This is a genomic window from Bradyrhizobium erythrophlei, from assembly GCF_042430365.1.
GTDB lineage: Bacteria > Pseudomonadota > Alphaproteobacteria > Rhizobiales > Xanthobacteraceae > Bradyrhizobium > Bradyrhizobium erythrophlei.
Genome location: NZ_JBHMET010000082.1, coordinates 21,413 through 40,212, shown reverse-complemented (window position 1 = coordinate 40,212; position 18,800 = coordinate 21,413). Strand labels below are relative to the sequence as shown.

The window sequence follows — 18,800 nt, the reverse complement described above, 5'->3', positions numbered from 1 at the left end:
TGATCATGGCGCGGACTTATGCGGGAGAGTTTGGCGTCCGTCAACGGCTTTTGGACGCATGGGAGCCCCTCGCGGCCTCATTCAGCGCCGCCGCGCGCCCGGAGGCTCCAGGATCACCTGTTTCAGATCGGCGCCGCTGAGCACGACGATCACGAAATTGAGCCTGCCGCGCTCGCGCGTCAGGCCGCCGCTGATCGCCTTTCCGGACGTGGTGCGCTCGGCGACCCGCACGGCATCCGACAGGCGATGCCGGAGGGTTTTCAGCACAATCAAGTTGCTGCGATCCTCGGCGTCGAGCGTCATCAGCGGCGAGGCCGCCTCGCTTTCCATGACGGCGCCGGTCGCGGCATCGATCGTATGCCGCCACACACGGTCCTCCTGGACCGTCTTGACCCGGTAGACCGGCGTTGCAGCCGCGCCGTCGAAACTGACGTCGGCAGTCGTCGATCCGGCATGCAGGGATTCGGCAATCGCCATGGCGCGGCTCAGCGTCACCTGCGCCGCGCGGAAACTGTCGAGCTCGCGGCGCACCGTCTGCGCGTCCAGCGCGGCGTTGTCATCGACCGGGCCCTGAAGCGGGTCCCTCGCGGCATCCGCGGTCGCGATCGCATAAGACGGGGAAGCAAAGGGCAGGGACAGCAGCGCGCTCGCAAGCAGGAGCGTTGCGAATGTCCGGCGTCCCGGCATGCATGGTCGTCGTGTCGTCATCATCGAACCCGTGCTTCTCGCTCAGCCTTCGCACACAAGGAGACTTGGAGATAGGTACGGCCGACCCGCGGTTCGAGGTCGGCCGCCGAGCGTCCCTGACGGAGCGACGGCGGCTCCGCTGTGGCGATCGAAGTCTGGCAGGTGATGCGGGCCGATTTGGGGGCTTGCAACGGCAGATCCGCTTCCTCTTGAACAAAACAATACGGTTTCGTTTTGTTATCGTCAAGAACGGAATGGTCTGAACGATGTGCGGGAACCCGACGTTCGGGAACCGTCAGCGAGGCGGCCGGCGCCGTACCGGGGTCTTCGGCGATGCAGGCAGGCGGTTCGGCGGTCCCAGGGCACCGGCGAGGAACAGCCTGATCGCCAGCTTCATCCGCTTCTCGGCGGCCTTCATGTCGACGGGGATGCCGAATGTCGCGATGCGGTGGGTGTGGCCGACCACCATGTTGAGGAAGGCCTCGGCCGCAATCGTGGTGTCCTCGACGTCGAGGGCGCCGGCTGCGACCAGCTGATCAAACAAGCGCGCGGTCGTTGAAACGGCTTTCGACCAGCCTTCTTCCTCGGCAAGTTTGGCGATCTCGGGAAAATTGATCGCCTGTGCCGTCAGGATGCGGCCGAAGGCGACGGCGTCAGTGCCGCAGCTGATCGACAGCAATTGCCGCCCGAGATCGACCAGCCGCTGTTCGATCGATCCGTCAGAGGGACAGTCGACTTGCATTTCGGTTGCGGCCGCGAGCGGGGCGAGCCAGCGCGCGATTTCGAGCCGCAGCACGGCGGCAAACAGCCCGCGCTTGTCGCCATATTGCGCATAGACCGTGGGTTTGCTGACCCGCGCCGCCTCGGCCACCGCGTCGATCGAGGTTGCGTCAAACCCGCGCTCCAGGAACAGGCGCGTGGCGACGTCGATCAGCCGCTGGTCGCGCTCGATCGCGGCGTCCCGGGTCGGCCGGCCGCCGCGCGACTTCGGAGCGGCGCGTTTGGCTGCCTTGGTCGCCGTCAATCCCATACCCATTCATCTCGTTGTATGCGTTCGGACGGGTTTGTCCCGGTCTATAACCCGCAGGAACCGGATTCGTCCAATCAGCGGACGTTCGGGCCGCGCGGTCATCGGGCGGTTCGGCCAGATACCGGGGGGAGGCGGGTTGATCGGGCACCGGCGGCACGCAATAAGCAGCCGCATGACCGTCCCCAATCATTTCGAACTGCTCGCAACCGATGGTGCCGCCCGCACCGGACGCCTGACCGCCCCGCACGGCGTGGTGCAGACGCCGGCGTTCATGCCGGTCGGCACCGCCGGCGCCATGAAGGGCATGCACTGGCGCGAGGTCCGCGAGGCCGGCGCCGACATCGTGCTCGGCAACACCTATCATCTGATGCTGCGGCCGGGCGCCGAGCGCATTGCGGCGCTGGGCGGCCTGCAAAGGTTCACCGGCTGGGGCGGGCCGATGCTCACCGACTCCGGCGGCTTCCAGGTGATGTCGCTGTCCGAGCTGCGCAAGGTCACCGAGCAGGCCGTCACCTTCCGCTCGCATATCGACGGCACCAAGGTCGAGCTGTCGCCGGAGCGCTCCATCGAGGTGCAGCGGCTGCTCGGCTCCGACATCGCGATGCAGATGGATGAATGCGTGCGGCTGCCGGCTGAGCACGCCGACATCGAGCGGGCGATGCAGCTCTCGCTGCGCTGGGCCGAGCGAAGCAAGCGCGCATTCGAGAGCGCGCCCGACGGCTACATGCTGTTCGGCATCGTGCAGGGCGGCGATGTGCCTGCGTTGCGGCATGTCAGCGCGCGCCGGCTGACTGAGATCGGCTTTCACGGCTACGCGATCGGTGGGCTTGCCGTGGGCGAGCCGCAGGCGGTGATGCTGTCGATGATCGAGGAGACGGCGCCGGCGTTGCCGGCCGACCGGCCGCGTTATCTGATGGGCGTCGGCACGCCGGAGGATATCCTCGAGGCGGTCGCGCGCGGCGTCGACATGTTCGACTGCGTGATGCCGACGCGGAACGGACGCCACGGCATGGCGTTCACAAGGTTCGGCCAGATCAATCTGCGCAACGCCCGCCACATCGACGATCCGCGTCCGCTCGACGAGGAGAGCCCGTGGCCGGCGGCACGGAGCTATTCGCGCGCCTATTTGCATCATCTCGTGCGTGCCGGAGAGACGCTCGGCGCGATGCTGCTGTCGGAGATCAATGTCGCCTATTACCAGGAGCTGATGCAGGGCATTCGCGCGGCGGTCGCCAACGGCACGTTCGAGGAATTCAGAACGACAACGCGCGCCGGATGGGCGCGCGGTGACATTGCTCAGAGGTGAGCGTGTTCAAATGTCAGTTACAGGCGAAACGCTTCACCGAATGCTTGGTTACGAATCCGTAACCACACGTGTCGCAAGTCCAGAGATAGCTGATCACGTGGTCGGCCATGTAGGCGGAAGCCTCGGCTGCCACCATGGAGTCTGCGCACACTGGGCAGGTCGGTAGATCACACCCCCGCGGATCGGGTCTGGACGCGACGGTCGACATGACTTCAGCAAATGCTGCCATCGTGACCTCCTTTGCGTTCTGAACCTGAGCTTCGCTCGCAAGGACGATATAACCGCATTTGTTTGACCATGTCGCAACACAAATGCGTAGGTTTTACGTTATTTGCGCAGGGTTTCGGTATTGCAGCGCAGCGAATGTGCGGCGATCCGGTTTCTCACTTGCGCGTTATGATGCAGTGCTTCTAATGAGAAAAGACCGCATATTCCCGGCACAACTTGCCACAGGAGCCGCTTGATGGACGCATCGTCGACAACGAGTGCAGTGCAACCCGGACGCGGCCGCGTCTTTGACTCCATTGTCGATGCGATCGGCTCGACGCCGATTGTGCGTCTACGCCGGTTGCCGCAGGCGAACGGTGTCAACGCGACGATCCTCGCCAAGCTCGAATACTTCAATCCGGCGGCGAGCGTGAAGGATCGCATCGGCGCTGCGATGATCGTCGCGATGGAGAAGGCCGGCATCATCAACGCCGACACCGTGCTGATCGAGCCGACCTCCGGCAACACCGGCATCGCGCTTGCCTATGTCGCGGCCTCGCGCGGCTATCGGCTGAAGCTCGTGATGCCGGAATCGATGTCGATCGAGCGGCGCCGGATGCTGTCCTTCCTCGGCGCCGAGATCATCCTGACGCCGGCGGCGCAGGGCATGAAGGGCTCGATCGCGACCGCCGAAGAGCTGGTACGCACGACGCCGAATGCGGTGATGCCGCAGCAGTTCAAGAACCTCGCCAACCCCGAAATCCATCGCCGCACCACGGCGGAGGAGATCTGGAACGACACCGGCGGCAACATCGACTACTTCGTGGCCGGCGTCGGCACCGGCGGCACCATCACCGGGGTCGGGCAGGTGCTGAAGCCGCGCAAGCCGAGCTTGCGTGTGGTCGCAGTCGAGCCCGAGGAGAGCCCGGTGCTGTCCGGCGGCCAGCATACCCCGCACAAGATCCAGGGCATCGGCGCCGGCTTCATCCCCGATATCCTCGACCGCTCGGTGATCGACGAGATCGTCAAGGTGAACAGCGCGACCGCGATCGAAACCTCGCGGGCGCTGGCGCGCAACGAGGGCATACCCGGCGGCATCTCGTCGGGCGCGGCGATCGCGGCTGCGCTTGAGATCGGCAAGCGACCGGAGGCGGCCGGCAAGACCATCCTGGCGATTGTGCCGTCGTTCTCGGAGCGCTACCTGTCGACGGTGTTGTTTGAAGGAATTTGAGATATGGCCGATCAGCCGAGACGACCGCGAACCCTGAGTGATGCCCGCACCGAGGCGGAGGCTGCGTTCAAGCGCGCCACCACCAAGAAGGCCGAAGCGCCGCCAAAGACCAATGCGGTCCCCGGCGTGCGCGAGCAGGTCACGCTGCGGATCGACCAGGACGTATTGGCGTATTTTCAGGAAGGCGGGCCCGGCTGGCAGGACCGCATTAACGAGGCGCTCCGCAAGGCGGCGGGGAAATAACAGCGCATCACAAGAAGCCCGGGATGATCCCGGGCTTCTTGCTGCGGGTTGCGCGGTTCAGCGCGGCACGCCGCCGATCACACCGCCCATGAAGCGGTCGATGCCGGCCGGATCGGGGCCACCGCCCGAGTGACGCAGTTCACAAGGCTGGCAACGAATCTCAGGCCCGGGCGCTCGCCGGAGCCGATGCGTTCGGCTTCAGGTTCAAGAGGTTGCCGCTCAGGATCAGGACCGCGCCAAGCGCCGTGTAGATGTCGAGCCGCTCGGCATAGATCAGCCAGGCGATGATCGCAGTCAGCGGAACCCGCAGGAAATCCATCGGGACCACTACGGTGGCGTCGGCGTGCAGCATGGCGCGCGTCATGCAGTAGTGCGAGAAAGTGCCGCAGAACGCGATCACGATCAGCCAGAACCAGGTCTGCAGCGGCGGCCAGGTCCAGACATAGAGCGCCGGAACGAAGCTCGCAGCCGATTGCACGACCAGCATCCAGAAGATGATCGCGAGCGTCTGCTCGGTCCGCGTCAGGGATTTCACGATCGCGATCGAGACGCCGAAGCCGAGCGCCGCGCCGAGCGCGATCAGCTGTCCCGGATTGAGCTCGCCGGTCGCCGGCCGCACGATCACGACCACGCCGACAAGGCCGAGCACGATCGCGGTGATCTTCTGCAGGCTCAAGCGTTCGCCGAGGAAGCTCGCGGCGACCAGCGCGGTCCAGATCGGCATCGTGAACTCGATCGCGACCACCTGGCTGATCGGAATCAGCGTCAGCGCGTAAAACCAGCCGAGCTGGGCCGTGTAGTGGATCAGGTTGCGCCCGATGTGCACATGCACCCGCGCCGTCTTCATCGCGGCAAATCCGCCGCTGAAGTGGATCAGCGGGTAGAGCATCACGAAGCCCAGCACCGCGCGCACTTCCATCAGCTCAAAGACGTTCACCTCGCGCGTCGCCTCGCGGCCGGCGACGGCCACGATCAGCATCAGCGCGAGCCAGCCGGCCATCCACAGCGCGGCGCGGGTCTTCGAGGGCGTATGGTCCATCGCGTGAAACGAGGTGAGGAGGGGACGGCCGGTATCGGCGAGTTGGCATGAATTTGCAACGCGCAAATCTGCCGATGCAGTGATGCGCTGGCCGCCCGTTCGGTGCTAAGCAACGTCTGAAATAGTCAGGAGGATCTGCTCATGCGCGTCTTGCAACCGGCCGAATGGTCGAAACCCCGCGGCTTCTCGCACGGCGTCGCCTTCGACGCGTCAGGCAAATGGGTCGTGCTGGCCGGTCAGACCGGCGGCGACGAAAAGGGCGAGTACCAGCCCGATATGGCCGCGCAGGTCTCCACCGCGTTGAAGCGGATCGTCAAGCTCCTCAACGAGGCCGGCGCAGGGCCCGAGCACATTGTTCGGCTCACCTGGTACCTGACCAGCCGCAGCGAGTACGAGGCCGCCGGCGCCGGCATCGGCGCGGCGTGGAAGGAAACGCTCGGCCGCAATTTCCCGCCCTCGACGCTGCTCTATATCGACGGGCTCGTCGATCAGCGCGCCAAGGTCGAAATCGAAGTCACCGCCTTCATTCCCGCCGCATAGGACCTTCAGCAATGAATAAGAGCAGCATGCGAAAAGCTCCGGACCTCCTCACCGGGTTCGCGACCGGCTGGCCGGAGCATCAGCCCGATATCATGGTGATCTCGATGACAACGGACAAAGGCGTGCACGACTTTGCCGTCAACAAGGAGCAGGCGCTGTTGATCGCTCGCACCATCCAGCAGACCGCCGAGAAGCTTGCCAAGCCGCGCACAGCGTAACGCGCACCGAACCAACAAAAAACGCCCCCGGGATTTGCGTCCCGAGGGCGTTGTTGTCTGACGGCTGATTACTTCGACAGCGCGATGTTGGCGCCGCGGAACTGGCTGTCGGCGCGGATCGAAACCGACTGCTTGTTACCGCTGGTGTGCATCGCGATGTTGGCATTGAAGCCGGGCGCGCTGGCAAGGACCTGGAAGTTGCCGCCGCCGCCGCGGCCCTGGAGGTCGCCGCTGACATTGCGGCTGGTCTCGCTCCATTCGCCCGTGATGGCACTTCCTTCAGCCTTCACTGCGGCCTGCAGATTGAACTTGTAGGCGTCGCTGGCGCAGGTGAGGCTCATTTTCATGGTGGGGCCCGAGACCTGATAGGTTGCGCGGCAGCGGATCCGCTCGCTCGAACCATCGTCGAGGGTGACGGTGCCGCCGCCCGACCAGCTGCCGGCCATTCCGGCGAACGGGCTGGACTGGGCATGGCCGGCGGTCGTTGCCAACGCCGCCATGAAAAACGCGACGGCTGCGAATGCAGGCCGCCGCGCTTTTGCCAGAAATTCTGACGTGCTACTCAACTTACTGACGGGATGCTTCCCATCGGCCGCTGCACGGTACGCCAGCTGATGCCCCATTCCACTTCCCCGATCCGGAATTGCCACTGAGTTGACCGTTCGCATATGCACCATTGATCGAGACTCGCACAAGTCCCCCACTGCCCACGGTGCCGGAGATCGCCGCGTTCGGTGCGCTGATCTTTCCGTCGGCCACGGTGACGGTCGAACTGGTCGATGCATCGCAGCTGCCGGTCTTGGTCACAACGGTGACATTCCAAAGGCCATCATAGGGCTGCTGGGCGGAAACAGGTGCAGCGGCAAAGGTGGCTGCGGAGGCGACAAACGACGCAAAAAGCATGTCGCGGATGCGGATCGAACGCATTGAATGAAATCCCCATGATTTGTGTGATGCGCGGGTTATCCGGGCACAATGTGTCCAAAATTTGCTGCGCCGCAGAAGCCCCGAAAGTTCCTGTGGATTCAAACACATCATCGTGAATCCGGTTCCGATCCTGGAACGCTGACCAGACGGGTCTGAAATGCTTGCGGTGTCTGGATACTGGTTCATTCGAACCTAGTGCTTGGCGCCGGTCAGGCTTGGTGCCTTGGTCGCAAACTGCTCGTCCTGGGGCTTCGCGGGCAGGGTCTTGTGGGCTTTGGCGTGGTCGATGACCTCGGCGAGCAGGCGCAGGCCAAGCGGCGCCAGCGCGCGCTCCCACAGCTCCCGCGCCGTCTCGCCTTTCTTCACGAAGACCCAGTCCTGGGCCGCGATCGCGCCGGCGTCCATGCGGTCGGCGAGGTGATAGATGCTGCCGCCGGCGATCGGGTCGCCTTCCTTGACGGTCCATTCCACGGCCGCAATGCCGCGATGCCGCGGCAGCAGCGACGGGTGGTAGCCGATGCCGCCGAGCCGCGCCGCATCCAGCGCCTCCTTGCTCACGCGGGCATGGCTGTGGGCAGTGACGATCAACTCGGTGCCGGGCGCGATCTCCGACGCGGTGACGAGCTTGGGATCGGCCTGCACCACGACCGCGATGCCGAACGCCCGGGCGGCTGCCGCCAGACGGTCCTCGCCGTCGTGAACGACGACCCGCGCGATGTCGACGCCGTGCTGGCGCAGCATGTTCAGGGTCGTCACGCCGAAATGGCGGGAGCCGACGAGGGTAATCTTCATGGGGGCTATTCCGTGGGTTCACTTGCGGCCGGTATGCCGTAGCACAGCACAGCCGCGTGTTTTGCTTTCCTGCCCGTTATCAACAGGGGGCCGGAATCGCAAGCTCAGGCGGCCTCCAGGCGGCTCGCCAGCACCTTGTCGATGCGCCGGCCGTCGAGATCGACGATTTCGAATTGCCAGCTGTTCGAGGTGATCTTCTCGCCCACAGTGGGGATCGCGCCGAATTCCTGCAGCAGGAAGCCGGCGAAGGTCTGGTAGGGCCGCGGCGAGGGCAGCGTGATGCCGAGCAACTCAGCGAATTCGAGCGCAGGCATCCAGCCCGAGATCAGGTAGGAGCCGTCGTCGCGCCTGACATAGGCAGGCTCCGCCGGTCCCTCCTCGGTGTGGAAGGTGCCGACGATGGCCTCGAGAATGTCGAAGCTGGTGACCACGCCCTGGAAGGTGCCGTACTCGTCATGCACGAGGCCGATATGCACGGCGGAGTCGCGCAGGATCGCGACCACGTCGCGCGCATCGACGGTCTCGGGGATGATCGGCGCGTCGCGGGTCAGCGCGCGGATGTCGGGCGTGCGGCCGGCAAGGTAGACGTCGAGCAGGTCCTTGGCTTGCACGATGCCGAGCGCGTGATCGCGGTTGCCGTCGAACACCACGCAGCGCGAGTGATTGCTCTTCTGCAGTGTCGACAGGATCTCGGGCTCGGGGTCGGCGAGATCGATCAGGCTCACCTCATGGCGCGGCGTCATCACGGCGCCGACCGGGAGATCGCCGAGCCGCATCACGCCGGCGATCATCTCCTTTTCGCCGGGCTCGAGCACGCCGGCGTTCTCGGCTTCCACCACCAGCGTCTTGATCTCCTCCTCGCTGACGCGATCCTGCGCATCCTCGCGATGACCGAGCAGCCACAGCAGCGCCTTGCCGGAACGGTCGAGCAGCCACACCACGGGCAGCGAGAGCTTGGCCATCATCGTCATCGCCGGCGCGACCTTGACGGCGATGGCCTCGGGGTCGCGCAGCGCGATCTGTTTCGGCACGAGCTCGCCAACGATCAGCGACGCATAGGTGATGACGCCGACGACGAGGCCGACGCCGGCCGCATCGGCCAGCGTCTGCGACAGCCCCATCTCGAGCAGCCATTGGGTGACGCGCTGGCCGAGCGTCGCGCCGGAGAACGCGCCGGACAGCACGCCGATCAGCGTGATGCCGATCTGCACCGTGGAGAGGAACTTGCCGGGATCGGACGCGAGCGCAAGCGCGCGGCGCGACCCGCCGACGCCTTTCTCGACCAGCCCCGCAAGCCTTGCCGGGCGCGAGGAGACGATGGCGAGTTCCGACATCGACAACAGACCGTTGATGACGATCAGGACCGTCACGATCGCAAGTTCCAGATATAACACTGAGAGACCCTAAGCGCTTTGGCCGCGATGGCGGCAGCGCAACGGCGTCTATATAGGAACGCCCGCGCCGCTTTGCTGTGCCTTGTGAGCGCGCAGCGCACAAGCGGGCGCGATGAATGTCGCGCATGCAGCAACGGATCGCGGCATTTTGGCGCGCTAGCCCTTGCCGACGCAGCTCGGATAGGGCGCGCGTTCGTTCGGCACGATCGGGCAGAGGCGGATCGGCTGCAGCGTGCGCAGCCGTTCCTGCCATTTCGCGTCGTCGATCACCGGCTTGGCGAGCGGCGCAGTGCGCTCGGCCCATTGCAGCGTGTAGTAATCGGCGGTGCCCTTGACGGTGATGATCAGCGCGCTCTCGCTGTGCGGCTCGGGAGCGCCCTCGATGCGGCCGCAGCTTGCCACCGCGACATAGGCGTCCTGGTCGCCGAGTTTGGTCGGGCCGAACCCCTTCGCTGCAAAGCTCTCCGGGCACGCCGCCTTGAAGCCGCCGACGATCGAGCCGGCGAATGCTTCGGGCGAGGCCTTCGGATTGCCGACGAGCCCCTTGGCGCCGGTCACCGTGATCATCTGCGTCCAGCGTTCGGCGGTTTCGCCCTTCAAGACGGCCTCGCGGATGTAGCTTGGCCCGTTGGTCCTTTCGCCGATCGCCACGAAGGTCGACGGCATGGAGAAGGTCACGAGCTGGCTGAAGATCGGCGAGATCACCGTGAAGCTGCCTGGCGCCGGACTTTGCGCCGACGCAGGAGCCGCGGCGAACGCGGCAAGGACGGTGCAGAGAGCCAACGTTCTCGTCATGGGCAAGCCTCGGCTTTTGTCGCGTGAGAGTCTTCATGCCGCTGGTGCTGCGCGTGGTACGCGTCACCGGCAACCGATCTTGGCCGAAGAGAGTGACGCCACGTATCGCCGTCCGATCCTTGCCGCCGATCGGGCGGATCGTCCGACGAGGCCGCGCTAGCTCCAGGCCAAGAGCCGCAGTGCCGGTTTGGCGAACGTCTTCGGAGGCGTTGCCGGCGGCTCTGGCGGCCGCTCGGAGGCGGCTTGCAGATGCATCCGCAAATCCGCGCTGCACTGCTTCATCTGGTTGCGCAGTTCGCGGCGGGAAAAGGCGGTGAGGGAGGGATCCCCGAGTTGCTGCCAGGCGTTGCGCAGCCATTCCTGCAGGGCGCGAATATTCTGATCCAAGACTTCTGGCTGGGTCATGCCGCCGGAATCTCAAAGAGTGATCAGTTGTGAAGTAACGCTGATTCGCGCGAAATCGCCTAGCGCCTTGTTTGAGCGGCGATCGCAATTGCCGAAGGTGGAGCGAGGGCGGGTGACGATCGCGCGGCGCTGTCGACGCAGCTGTCAACGCACCTTGTCGGTTCTTGCGCGCACGAAATCGATCGCCACCGGAAGCGCGAGGAAAAGCGCTGCGATCACCGCGAAATGCCGTATCTCGGTGCCGGTCAGGCCGAGGTCGTTCCGGGCCACGTAGACAAGCATGATCGCGACATAGGCGGCGACGCAAACCGCGACGACGACGCCAGCGAAATCGATCCTGTTGTCCATGGCGGCACCGTGTTCGTACGGGGCCACCGTAACGTGCTGCGGTGATGCAGGATTGTGAAATGGTTCACGATCGGCGCGTCATCTCGCAAGGCGATATCCTATTCCGCGCAGGCATAGACGCGAGGGACGATGCGGGCGGCCGTGTAGCGGTAGTAGGGGCGATAGACGTAGCCGCGATAGACCGCCGGCGGCTCATGGTAAAGAGCGCCATGATAGAAGTTCAGCACCTGGCGGTCGCTGCAGCGGTAGGGGATCCAGCCATAGGGCGGCGGTGAGCGAAAACCGAGCTCCGGCGGAACGGCCGGCCAAAGCTCTCGGCCTTGCCAAAGCTCTTGGGCTTGCGCTGGCCAGGGCGCGGTGATTGCAATCAGGGCGAGGGCGGCAAGCGGCAAGGCGCGCGTCATGGACGGACCCCATCGCAGGCGAGGCGCCTGCTTGCATGATGCTGCCAGCAAAGCCGCCGTTGGTCCAACACCTCCGGGCTATTTGCTGCTCGGCAGCTTAACCGGGACGTGGGGTGAGGTGCTCAACACGCGCGGACTTCCATCGGGATAGGTTTGGCTCTTCAGCAACGTCTCGAGATACAGAATGAATTTTTCGGCAAGCATGGGCGTAGCCCTCGTCGTCTATTCTAATAGGTCGCGCTGCTCGCTCGGAAATTCGATCAACAAATCGCGAGAGGCGCCGGCAGCTTGATGCTGCAGCGCAATCGCAGCTGTCTTCAATCCGGCAGATTACTGGTGCGCACATGCGTCGCGGTCGATCTGGACAGCCGAAAATTCGGCCGGTTGCGACTTGTCGCCGGCGCAACGGTGGCGCCGCCGCCGGGTGCCGCATGCGGTACGCCTGCCAGGGTGAGTTAATCAATTCTTAAGGCGCTCGCCTTCAGCACACGATCGCGCCACACCGTTCTTTCAACGATCGACGCTAGCAATGCCCCCGCCATGGACCCGCAGCATGACATCGACGACAGCATCGCCTCGGCGCTTCGCCGCAGTTATGGGCGGCTGGCCTGGTGGATCGTCAGGCTGAATCGCATGTTCGAGCCGTCCCGTGTCGACGAGCCGTCGCGGCCGCATTTGCCGCCGCGGATCGCGGTCCCGCCACGGCAGCCCGTGCCGCCACGCTCCGAATAGCGCCGCCTGGAGCGGCACCGGATACCTGCGGCCCCCGTATCGGGAGCCGGGCCGGGCTGCTATGCATGCGCCATCCGCGGACCGCTGGTCCGCCAGGTTGGACATCTGCGGGCCGCAAGGCGGCCCAAGCGACAGAAGGACGAAACGCGATGATTGAAACGGTTGGCATTATCGGCGCAGGTACCATGGGCAACGGTATCGCCCAGATTTGCGCAGCCGCCGGGCTCGGCGTGACCATGGTCGACATTTCCGATGCCGCGGTCCAGCGCGGGCTCAAGACGGTGGGGGCAAGCCTCGATCGCCTGGTCAGCAAGGAGAAGATGACGGCCGCCGACCGCGAGGCGACGCTCGCGCGCATCACGGCGACCACGGACAAGGCGAAGCTCGCAGCCTGCGACCTCGTCATCGAGGCGGCGACCGAGAACGAAGACCTCAAGATCAAGATCCTGAAGGACCTCTGTGCGGGGCTGAAGCCGAGCGCGCTGGTTGCCACCAACACGTCGTCGATCTCGATCACGAAGCTCGCCGCGGCGACCGATCGCCCGGACCGGTTCATCGGCATGCACTTCTTCAATCCGGTGCCGGTGATGGCGCTGCTCGAACTGATCCGCGGCCTGCAGACCTCCGACGACACCGTTGCCAAGGCCGAGGCCTTCGCCAAGCGCGTCGGCAAGGTCGCGATCACGGCGAAGAACAGCCCCGGCTTTGCCGTCAACCGCATCCTGTGTCCGATGATCAACGAGGCGATCTTCGCGCTGCAGGAAGGCATTGCGACCGCGGAGGAGATCGATGCCGGCATGAAGCTCGGCTGCAATCATCCGATCGGACCGCTCGCGCTCGCGGATCTGATCGGGCTCGACACCATGCTGTCGGTGATGGAGGTGTTCTGCACCGGCTTCAACGATCCGAAATATCGCCCAGCGCCGCTGTTGAAGGAAATGGTCGACGCCGGCTATCTCGGCCGCAAGACCGGCCAGGGATTCTACAGCTACAACAAGTGAGATTGGACACCGCGGCGCGCCGACCCGTCGACTTCGCGCGCTGCGGTCGACACCGTAGTCATCCGGAATGGATTGCGCACAAGACCTGGCGTAATACGCACGCCATCAAACATCATCTGATCCGCCAGTGGGGCGGGGGACGATAGATACGAGGCCCGGTCTCCTAGGCTCACCGGGCCTCGTACTCTTTTTGGGGTCTCGCATCGGACCGCTTTGGTCACCTGCGACCTCGAAATTCAGTTCGCCGATGCAACCGGCGTGACGCTGGTCTCTTCCGGATCGAAGCCGAACAGGCCGACGAGATATTTGTAATACTCCGGCATCTTCTCCTTCAGTTTCGCGCGCGTATGCGGTTCGTGCGTGGCGTCCTTGCCGGCCAGGAAGATGCTCGCGGTGACGGCGAAGAACTCCTGCTGGTTCTTCAGCACGTAGGATTCCTTAGGGAAGAGGTCCTTTGCCTTGGCTTCGGCGACGAAGCCCTTGATGCCCCTGTTGTCGTAGCCGTTCGGCATCAGCCGAGCGTGGTAGGCGTGCAGGAGTTCGTGCAGCAGCACCGGCTCCTTCTCGTAGCGCATCATGTTTGGGCGCAGTTTGATGACGCCGATACCGGAATCGACGGCGAGCGCGAGTGCGTCCGAGTTGGTCCATTGCTGCTTGTCGTGGTCCCACGTCGTGACGTTGCGCGCCACGCGCTGGTCCCATTCCGAGGCCATCAGGCCGTAGCAGGCCGCCGCCGCTCCCTCGTCGAGGCACGCCATTTCGCTCGCCACGATCGGTACGCTGTGGAAGAACTGCAGCACCTTCGGGCTGAAGCCCACGCTTTCCACGACGTCGAGCTGGCGGCGAACCGCATCGGCGATGCTGGCGACGTCCTTGCGTTCGCTGTTCTCGGCGAGATTGAAAGCGTAGCCGCGATATCGCTCAAAGCCGGCGGGTGAATTTGATGGCTCTGACGATCGTGGCCCGGCGAGCGCTGGGCCAAGCGTGAGTGACAAGACCATTGAGGCGAGCAGCGCGCTGCGCATGATTATCCCCCTTGCGACACCGAAGGCGAAGTCGTTGGTGAGTTTGACCGGCAGGGAGATTAGGGAGGTTGGCGTTGCGCCGCGCTTAAGGTACGCAACTCAACCGCACCGGTCGCATTATGTGCCGGTTAACCAAGGTCGCCCGTCAGGCTTAAGGGAGCTACGGAATTCAGCGCCGGCTGTCAGGCCTCCTGGGGCCGGGAACTCGTCCGGAGCGGGTCCTCACAGCTTGTTGAGGCGAGAGTGGGAAACCTCGCGAATGAGGGTTCCGTACATAGATCAGACAATGTGTTTCGATTGAAGGGGAACGAGATCATGCGCAGCGCGATGTGGGGGCTTCTGGTGTTTGCCGCACTCGGTTCCGGCTGGCTTGTCGGCCCGGCATCCGCGGCCGGCTTTGATCCCTACGATTATCCCTGGTGCATCCAGGGCAGGGCGGAGGGCTATCCCGGCTATTGCGGCTTCCAGACCTACGCGCAGTGCCAGGCGGCAGCGTCGGGCCGGTACGCCTATTGCGGCTACAATCCGCGCTTTGCGTTCGGCGAGCAGCGGCTTTCACCGCGGCGGGTCCGATGACATCGCACCGGGTGAATCCGGGTAGACGCATCACCTGGCACGATGTTCGCATTACCTATCGAATCAAGAATCCCTGCTTTGGAGAGCCAATGGGCGACGTTGTGCGGTTCATGTCGAAATCAGACCTCGAACGGGCGCGGCTTATCCGCGAAGCCCGCGCGAATTACGAACGCATATTTCCGTCCGCTGATCCGGCGCGCGAACAACCAGGCCCGCTCGGCGGCGATGGAAGGCAGGGGACATCTGACGCCTGAGTTGGCGTCTACCTTGCCCGCCGATGCCGATGTGGCCGTTGCGGGCAATCAGTCATACGCAGCCTGACGGAAGGTGCGGGCGGGACGATGTGGAAGCGGCTGTGGCGAACATGGACGATCGGCAAACCCGCGGCATTTGGCGATTGGCTGTGGGAGATTTTCGTCGTTGAGCTCGCAGCTCTGCTCGACCGGCTGACGCTGCGTCGGGTTATCGCGTTCATCCCGGTCGTCGTCCTCATCCTGGCCTATCATCACCGGATTCCGATCCCTCCCGAGCTGATGCTGCTCGGCGACGTGCTGGCCTATATCGACATTTTCTCGATGATGATCCTGCTCGGCATTGTGACGCGGATCGCGACCGTGATGTACGTCGTCAGACACGCTGTCGATCATGCGCTGGAGCTCCTGCGACGCGTGCCCATTGCGTGGCGGCGCCTCGGCGCCCGTCAGCGGCGCGCAGGCGCGACAGGCCACCGCAAGCGGCCGAGCCGGGCAAGGGAGGATGACGACAGCAGCGCCGTCGTTCCCGGCCTGGCCTGGGCCTGAAAAACAAGAAGCCCCGACCTGGGGCGGGGCTTCGAGGCGTTTCGATCGATCCGGATCAGTACTTCGCGACGACCGGGCCGCCCCATTTGTAGTTCACGCTCAGCCGAACCATGTCCTCGATGAAGCGCTGGCTCGCGGTGTAGGTCGTCGCGGTGAAGAAGCCGGTGGTGGAAGTGGCCGTCACCGACGCGCGCCCGAGATCCATATGGAGATATTCGGCTCCGACGTTCCAGTTGCCGAAGGCCTTGGCGACGCCGGCGCCTGCGGCCCACCCGACCTTGACCTCGGATGCAGTGCCGGCAAAGCCGATGGTAGCCGCGGCGCAGCCAACCCCGCCGGGAGTGCATGACAGCGCCGTGCTGCTCTTGGTCTCGCCATAGGCGAGGCCACCGGTGCCGTAGAACAGCCAGTCATTGGCCGCGAGACCGACCTTGCCGCGCACGGTGCCAAACCAATCGATCTTCGCCGAGATGCCCTCGGTCACGTTGCAGCAGGTTGTCGCCGGCGTGAAGACAACGCCGCTCGCCTTGAAATCGGCGGCCTGGATATCGGCCACCACGCCGAGGACCCATTGGCCGAATTGCTTGTCATAGCCTATCTGACCACCCCCGAAGACGCCCGAAGGCTTCAGGCCGGGGTAGAGGTTTCCGGAGGGAAAGCCTGGAAATCCGGTCGTCAGGAACGGATTAAGTCCGGCGCCGCCGCCGTCGGCGACCGAGATTGCAGGATCGGTGTTCTCGCCCCAGCCGTAACCGACGTTGCCGCCGATATAGAAGCCGGTCCAGTCGTAGACCGCGGCGACCGCGGGAGGCGCCTTTGTGTACACATTTGCCGCGAGATCGGCGGCGAACGACGACACGGTCGATGCGGCGAGGGCACACAGACCAACAACAATTCGCTTCATTTCAAACCTGCAAAGAATATGGCAACAACGTGACTACGACAGTATGCCGGACCAATCCGCCTGGGGTGGCAGAAAGGTCACACGCGGCGATCAAAATCTCCGAAGCCTACGGCCCCGGCCGTTCGTCGCCTTTGACAGCTCGTGCACCTTGCGGAGCGGCGTGCCTCGCGGAAGGACCTTCACTGGGTTGGCGATGCGAACTGCTGAGGTCGGTCGTGCCGCGGTGGGATCGGTAGAACTCGGCGGCTAGGCGGACGCTCCACACACCGAACAGCAGCGCCCCTGCGATGCAGGTGGCAACGAAGGTCCAGTCGCGTTTCCTCATCCTGTCGACCGCGGCCAGCTCGATGTCATGGATCGCTTCCTGGCCGACTCGCCTTCACTCACGGCCCCGCTTGAAGAAGCGCTTGGTGGCTTCGATCGCTTCTAGCAGGAAGGGCGAGAGCACGAAGAAGGCGCCCATTCCGACCGAGATGATGATGTGGCGCAGGGACAGCTTCTCGTCGCCGTCATAAGGATAGGCGTTCTTGTCGATCGGCTGCGGCGCAAGGCCTCTGCCGGGCTGGCCGGCCGGCTCCGGCCGTCGCGGCTTGCGCGGCGGGGACATCACCACCACGAACAAAACGTTCAGCAGCAGCCAAATCCCGAGAATGATGAACAGGGTGCGCACCGCAAAAGCCCGAAAAACCGAACAAAAACAAACTGCAACTTACCGGCTCGCGACCTGGCCCGCTACCACTCATTTGGGCTTGATCACCATGGTCGGAACGATAGGTTCCGATCCTCCGCAGTTCACAGCCTGCATGCCCGGTTCCGGTTTAAATGCAGACGGGCGCAGCGGTCGGCCTGCCGGGAAGGCGGGCAAATTCGGCCCGATCTGCGCGCGCGGTCCAGCTCTGAGCAGCGCAAGGATCATCGAAGATGTTGCCGCGCGACGGCATCCGAAACCAATCCCGCCTATGCTACCGCGCCGAGCGGGAGTATCCTTGTCAACGTCCCGGCGCCGATTGCGCCGGGAGGTTTCGCACACCGCGGTGACCTGAGGCGTCATGCTTCTCGGAACGTGAAGGCCGAGGGCGCGCGCGAGTCCGTCGACCTCCTCAATCAGTGGCAATATCCGGACTGCCTTTCACGCGAATGGCGCTGATCTGCGCGGCGGACTCGATCGACGCACGCACCTCGAACGTGAGCGCAACGACGAGATTCACGGGCCATATTTCGACCGACTGTGCGTCAGACGTCGTCAGGTTGTCGCGCCGCAATTAGGCAAGAGACGCTGGGGAATTTTTGTCACCACCAGCGATGACGCGATGTCGCATCGGCGAAGCTAGTCCGCTCGTGCGGCATTGTGTTCCGGACCTTCGTTCGAGAGGACGAGCCCATGTGGTGCGCGCTGCTGGGGTTAGCGCTTGTCGCGGGTGTCCTGATCGCTGCTGCGGTCCTCTCACCTGTTTGGCTTGGTCCGCTGGCGTTCGATGAAACCGATGATTGGCCGGATGGCTGCCACAAGGAATAACCCGACGCCGCAGCCCATCGGCGAGCGCGCGGTGCCGATGCAACAAGGCCAGAATCCGCGAGCCCCGAGTTCGAATCCCGAAGCAGCGGACGCGCGTGCGCTCCGGCGCGCAAACCCAACCCGGTCGGTCTGTCGTTCAGATCAGTGGGCCCGATGCGTGAACGCATCAAACGCGTGCGCCAGGAAAATACCGATGCTGACCAGCACGAGCATAGCAACGATTGCTTCGGTCATCGCGGCGCTCCCTGCTTCGGCATGGAGCTGAGATAGCTGCAAAGGGACTGCTCATAGAGCGCATTCACGAGATACGCGAACATGACACTTCCCCTAAATATTTTGGGGTACGTTAGTCTCGCAGCGTTGCGGGCCGATTTCGAGCGACCGCGAAAATGGTTTCGTCGTGCCGCCGGATTGTTTCATTGGAACCGCAGACGATAACGATCGCACGGCCTGCGCCGGTTTGCTCGGGGTGGTCATGACGGACGTCTGCCGGGAGCACGAGACCTTGCAGCCCCTCGACAACCCGTTCGGCACGAGGTTGTCACCCATGTCTTAGGTACGACCTGTTACCTATGTCTCCGGGCCAGACAGAGTTTGCTTGGTGAGCGCGGAGGGACTCGAACCCTCGACCCCATGATTAAAAGTCACGTGCTCTACCGCCTGAGCTACGCGCTCACTCA

General features: G+C 64.2%; 25 protein-coding genes and 1 tRNA gene. 10 read left to right on the top strand and 16 right to left on the bottom strand.

What is annotated here, in order from left to right; genetic code table 11:
• Positions 1-81: 81 nt before the first annotated feature.
• Positions 82-531, bottom strand: a complete 450-nt coding sequence (locus ACFFWD_RS15390; RefSeq protein WP_376966496.1) for a PepSY domain-containing protein — start codon at positions 529-531, stop codon at positions 82-84.
• 451 nt (positions 532-982) lie between these two features.
• Positions 983-1,717, bottom strand: a complete 735-nt coding sequence (locus ACFFWD_RS15385) for a TetR/AcrR family transcriptional regulator (RefSeq protein WP_376966494.1) — start codon at positions 1,715-1,717, stop codon at positions 983-985.
• A gap of 172 nt (positions 1,718-1,889) precedes the next feature.
• Here ACFFWD_RS15385 and tgt point away from each other — a divergent pair, with 172 nt between their 5' ends.
• Positions 1,890-3,023 (top strand): tRNA guanosine(34) transglycosylase Tgt, encoded by a 1,134-nt coding sequence (gene tgt / locus ACFFWD_RS15380; RefSeq protein ID WP_376966492.1) that lies wholly within the window; start codon positions 1,890-1,892, stop codon positions 3,021-3,023.
• A 13-nt stretch (positions 3,024-3,036) separates the two neighbouring features.
• Here the strand turns inward: tgt and ACFFWD_RS15375 are convergent, their stop codons facing one another.
• A complete protein-coding gene (locus ACFFWD_RS15375) occupies positions 3,037-3,252 on the bottom strand; it encodes a hypothetical protein (RefSeq protein ID WP_376966490.1) in 216 nt (71 codons plus the stop codon).
• Positions 3,253-3,486: 234 nt separating this feature from the next.
• On the opposite strand from ACFFWD_RS15375, the gene cysK reads away from it, so the two are divergent.
• Both cysK and ACFFWD_RS15365 read left to right on the top strand, forming a co-directional pair.
• Positions 3,487-4,461, top strand: a complete 975-nt coding sequence (cysK, locus tag ACFFWD_RS15370; protein ID WP_376966488.1) for a cysteine synthase A — start codon at positions 3,487-3,489, stop codon at positions 4,459-4,461.
• Positions 4,462-4,464: 3 nt separating this feature from the next.
• Positions 4,465-4,704, top strand: a complete 240-nt coding sequence (locus ACFFWD_RS15365) for a BrnA antitoxin family protein (protein ID WP_376966486.1) — start codon at positions 4,465-4,467, stop codon at positions 4,702-4,704.
• 160 nt (positions 4,705-4,864) lie between these two features.
• Here the strand turns inward: ACFFWD_RS15365 and ACFFWD_RS15360 are convergent, their stop codons facing one another.
• Positions 4,865-5,743, bottom strand: coding sequence for a DMT family transporter (locus tag ACFFWD_RS15360; protein ID WP_376966484.1), 879 nt, complete (start codon positions 5,741-5,743; stop codon positions 4,865-4,867).
• A gap of 141 nt (positions 5,744-5,884) precedes the next feature.
• Between ACFFWD_RS15360 and ACFFWD_RS15355 the strand changes: the two genes are divergently transcribed.
• Positions 5,885-6,283, top strand: a complete 399-nt coding sequence (locus ACFFWD_RS15355) for a RidA family protein (protein ID WP_376966482.1) — start codon at positions 5,885-5,887, stop codon at positions 6,281-6,283.
• Between the two features lie 26 nt (positions 6,284-6,309).
• On the top strand, positions 6,310-6,501 hold the full coding sequence (locus tag ACFFWD_RS15350; RefSeq protein WP_376966480.1) for a hypothetical protein: 192 nt from the start codon (positions 6,310-6,312) through the stop codon (positions 6,499-6,501).
• A 68-nt stretch (positions 6,502-6,569) separates the two neighbouring features.
• On the opposite strand, the gene ACFFWD_RS15345 is transcribed toward ACFFWD_RS15350, so the two are convergent.
• The 8 genes from ACFFWD_RS15345 to ACFFWD_RS15310 all read right to left on the bottom strand — a co-directional run bounded on the left by ACFFWD_RS15345 (position 6,570) and on the right by ACFFWD_RS15310 (position 11,566).
• Positions 6,570-7,124 (bottom strand): hypothetical protein, encoded by a 555-nt coding sequence (locus ACFFWD_RS15345; RefSeq protein ID WP_376966478.1) that lies wholly within the window; start codon positions 7,122-7,124, stop codon positions 6,570-6,572.
• The gene (locus ACFFWD_RS15340) at positions 7,069-7,428 is read right to left on the bottom strand and encodes a hypothetical protein (protein ID WP_376966476.1); all 360 of its coding nucleotides are present in this window, start codon (positions 7,426-7,428) and stop codon (positions 7,069-7,071) included. Before ACFFWD_RS15340 ends, ACFFWD_RS15345 begins: the two co-directional genes overlap by 56 nt.
• A 192-nt stretch (positions 7,429-7,620) precedes the next feature.
• Positions 7,621-8,220, bottom strand: a complete 600-nt coding sequence (locus ACFFWD_RS15335; protein WP_376966472.1) for a formyltransferase family protein — start codon at positions 8,218-8,220, stop codon at positions 7,621-7,623.
• Positions 8,221-8,324: 104 nt separating this feature from the next.
• Entirely contained in the window at positions 8,325-9,614 is a 1,290-nt protein-coding gene (locus tag ACFFWD_RS15330) for a hemolysin family protein (protein ID WP_376966470.1), read from the bottom strand.
• A gap of 156 nt (positions 9,615-9,770) precedes the next feature.
• Complete coding sequence (locus ACFFWD_RS15325; RefSeq protein WP_376966468.1) at positions 9,771-10,409, bottom strand: hypothetical protein; 639 nt, start codon at positions 10,407-10,409, stop codon at positions 9,771-9,773.
• 156 nt (positions 10,410-10,565) lie between these two features.
• A complete protein-coding gene (locus tag ACFFWD_RS15320) occupies positions 10,566-10,814 on the bottom strand; it encodes a hypothetical protein (protein WP_376966467.1) in 249 nt (82 codons plus the stop codon).
• 144 nt (positions 10,815-10,958) lie between these two features.
• A complete protein-coding gene (locus tag ACFFWD_RS15315) occupies positions 10,959-11,162 on the bottom strand; it encodes a hypothetical protein (protein ID WP_376966465.1) in 204 nt (67 codons plus the stop codon).
• Positions 11,163-11,260: 98 nt separating this feature from the next.
• Positions 11,261-11,566 carry a hypothetical protein gene (locus tag ACFFWD_RS15310; protein WP_376966463.1) on the bottom strand — a complete coding sequence of 102 codons (306 nt, stop codon included), beginning with the start codon at positions 11,564-11,566 and terminating at the stop codon, positions 11,261-11,263.
• Positions 11,567-12,106: 540 nt separating this feature from the next.
• Here ACFFWD_RS15310 and ACFFWD_RS15305 point away from each other — a divergent pair.
• Positions 12,107-12,298 (top strand): hypothetical protein, encoded by a 192-nt coding sequence (locus ACFFWD_RS15305; protein ID WP_376966461.1) that lies wholly within the window; start codon positions 12,107-12,109, stop codon positions 12,296-12,298.
• 149 nt (positions 12,299-12,447) lie between these two features.
• On the top strand, positions 12,448-13,299 hold the full coding sequence (locus ACFFWD_RS15300; protein ID WP_376966459.1) for a 3-hydroxybutyryl-CoA dehydrogenase: 852 nt from the start codon (positions 12,448-12,450) through the stop codon (positions 13,297-13,299).
• A 236-nt stretch (positions 13,300-13,535) separates the two neighbouring features.
• On the opposite strand, the gene ACFFWD_RS15295 is transcribed toward ACFFWD_RS15300, so the two are convergent.
• Complete coding sequence (locus tag ACFFWD_RS15295) at positions 13,536-14,324, bottom strand: anthrax toxin lethal factor-related metalloendopeptidase (protein WP_376966457.1); 789 nt, start codon at positions 14,322-14,324, stop codon at positions 13,536-13,538.
• A 315-nt stretch (positions 14,325-14,639) separates the two neighbouring features.
• Between ACFFWD_RS15295 and ACFFWD_RS15290 the strand changes: the two genes are divergently transcribed.
• The 3 genes from ACFFWD_RS15290 to ACFFWD_RS15280 all read left to right on the top strand — a co-directional run bounded on the left by ACFFWD_RS15290 (position 14,640) and on the right by ACFFWD_RS15280 (position 15,700).
• Complete coding sequence (locus ACFFWD_RS15290) at positions 14,640-14,900, top strand: DUF3551 domain-containing protein (RefSeq protein WP_376966455.1); 261 nt, start codon at positions 14,640-14,642, stop codon at positions 14,898-14,900.
• 89 nt (positions 14,901-14,989) lie between these two features.
• A complete protein-coding gene (locus ACFFWD_RS15285) occupies positions 14,990-15,154 on the top strand; it encodes a hypothetical protein (RefSeq protein WP_376966453.1) in 165 nt (54 codons plus the stop codon).
• 87 nt (positions 15,155-15,241) lie between these two features.
• Positions 15,242-15,700, top strand: coding sequence for a hypothetical protein (locus ACFFWD_RS15280; protein WP_376966451.1), 459 nt, complete (start codon positions 15,242-15,244; stop codon positions 15,698-15,700).
• A gap of 55 nt (positions 15,701-15,755) precedes the next feature.
• On the opposite strand, the gene ACFFWD_RS15275 is transcribed toward ACFFWD_RS15280, so the two are convergent.
• From ACFFWD_RS15275 to ACFFWD_RS15265, 3 genes are all read right to left on the bottom strand, one after another.
• Positions 15,756-16,604, bottom strand: a complete 849-nt coding sequence (locus tag ACFFWD_RS15275; protein WP_376966449.1) for an outer membrane protein — start codon at positions 16,602-16,604, stop codon at positions 15,756-15,758.
• Between the two features lie 379 nt (positions 16,605-16,983).
• Positions 16,984-17,274, bottom strand: a complete 291-nt coding sequence (locus tag ACFFWD_RS15270; protein WP_376966447.1) for a hypothetical protein — start codon at positions 17,272-17,274, stop codon at positions 16,984-16,986.
• 1,445 nt (positions 17,275-18,719) lie between these two features.
• Positions 18,720-18,795 (bottom strand) — tRNA-Lys (locus ACFFWD_RS15265).
• Positions 18,796-18,800 lie beyond the last annotated feature (5 nt).

Coding starts and splice junctions, on each gene's coding strand:
- ACFFWD_RS15385 (WP_376966494.1), bottom strand. CDS start 1,717: ATGGGATTGACGGCGACCAAGGCAGCCAAACGCGCCGCTCCGAAGTCG.
- tgt (WP_376966492.1), top strand. CDS start 1,890: ATGACCGTCCCCAATCATTTCGAACTGCTCGCAACCGATGGTGCCGCC.
- ACFFWD_RS15375 (WP_376966490.1), bottom strand. CDS start 3,252: ATGGCAGCATTTGCTGAAGTCATGTCGACCGTCGCGTCCAGACCCGAT.
- cysK (WP_376966488.1), top strand. CDS start 3,487: ATGGACGCATCGTCGACAACGAGTGCAGTGCAACCCGGACGCGGCCGC.
- ACFFWD_RS15365 (WP_376966486.1), top strand. CDS start 4,465: ATGGCCGATCAGCCGAGACGACCGCGAACCCTGAGTGATGCCCGCACC.
- ACFFWD_RS15360 (WP_376966484.1), bottom strand. CDS start 5,743: ATGGACCATACGCCCTCGAAGACCCGCGCCGCGCTGTGGATGGCCGGC.
- ACFFWD_RS15355 (WP_376966482.1), top strand. CDS start 5,885: ATGCGCGTCTTGCAACCGGCCGAATGGTCGAAACCCCGCGGCTTCTCG.
- ACFFWD_RS15350 (WP_376966480.1), top strand. CDS start 6,310: ATGCGAAAAGCTCCGGACCTCCTCACCGGGTTCGCGACCGGCTGGCCG.
- ACFFWD_RS15345 (WP_376966478.1), bottom strand. CDS start 7,124: ATGGGGCATCAGCTGGCGTACCGTGCAGCGGCCGATGGGAAGCATCCC.
- ACFFWD_RS15340 (WP_376966476.1), bottom strand. CDS start 7,428: ATGCGTTCGATCCGCATCCGCGACATGCTTTTTGCGTCGTTTGTCGCC.
- ACFFWD_RS15335 (WP_376966472.1), bottom strand. CDS start 8,220: ATGAAGATTACCCTCGTCGGCTCCCGCCATTTCGGCGTGACGACCCTG.
- ACFFWD_RS15325 (WP_376966468.1), bottom strand. CDS start 10,409: ATGACGAGAACGTTGGCTCTCTGCACCGTCCTTGCCGCGTTCGCCGCG.
- ACFFWD_RS15320 (WP_376966467.1), bottom strand. CDS start 10,814: ATGACCCAGCCAGAAGTCTTGGATCAGAATATTCGCGCCCTGCAGGAA.
- ACFFWD_RS15315 (WP_376966465.1), bottom strand. CDS start 11,162: ATGGACAACAGGATCGATTTCGCTGGCGTCGTCGTCGCGGTTTGCGTC.
- ACFFWD_RS15310 (WP_376966463.1), bottom strand. CDS start 11,566: ATGACGCGCGCCTTGCCGCTTGCCGCCCTCGCCCTGATTGCAATCACC.
- ACFFWD_RS15305 (WP_376966461.1), top strand. CDS start 12,107: ATGGACCCGCAGCATGACATCGACGACAGCATCGCCTCGGCGCTTCGC.
- ACFFWD_RS15300 (WP_376966459.1), top strand. CDS start 12,448: ATGATTGAAACGGTTGGCATTATCGGCGCAGGTACCATGGGCAACGGT.
- ACFFWD_RS15295 (WP_376966457.1), bottom strand. CDS start 14,324: ATGCGCAGCGCGCTGCTCGCCTCAATGGTCTTGTCACTCACGCTTGGC.
- ACFFWD_RS15290 (WP_376966455.1), top strand. CDS start 14,640: ATGCGCAGCGCGATGTGGGGGCTTCTGGTGTTTGCCGCACTCGGTTCC.
- ACFFWD_RS15285 (WP_376966453.1), top strand. CDS start 14,990: ATGGGCGACGTTGTGCGGTTCATGTCGAAATCAGACCTCGAACGGGCG.
- ACFFWD_RS15280 (WP_376966451.1), top strand. CDS start 15,242: ATGTGGAAGCGGCTGTGGCGAACATGGACGATCGGCAAACCCGCGGCA.
- ACFFWD_RS15275 (WP_376966449.1), bottom strand. CDS start 16,604: ATGAAGCGAATTGTTGTTGGTCTGTGTGCCCTCGCCGCATCGACCGTG.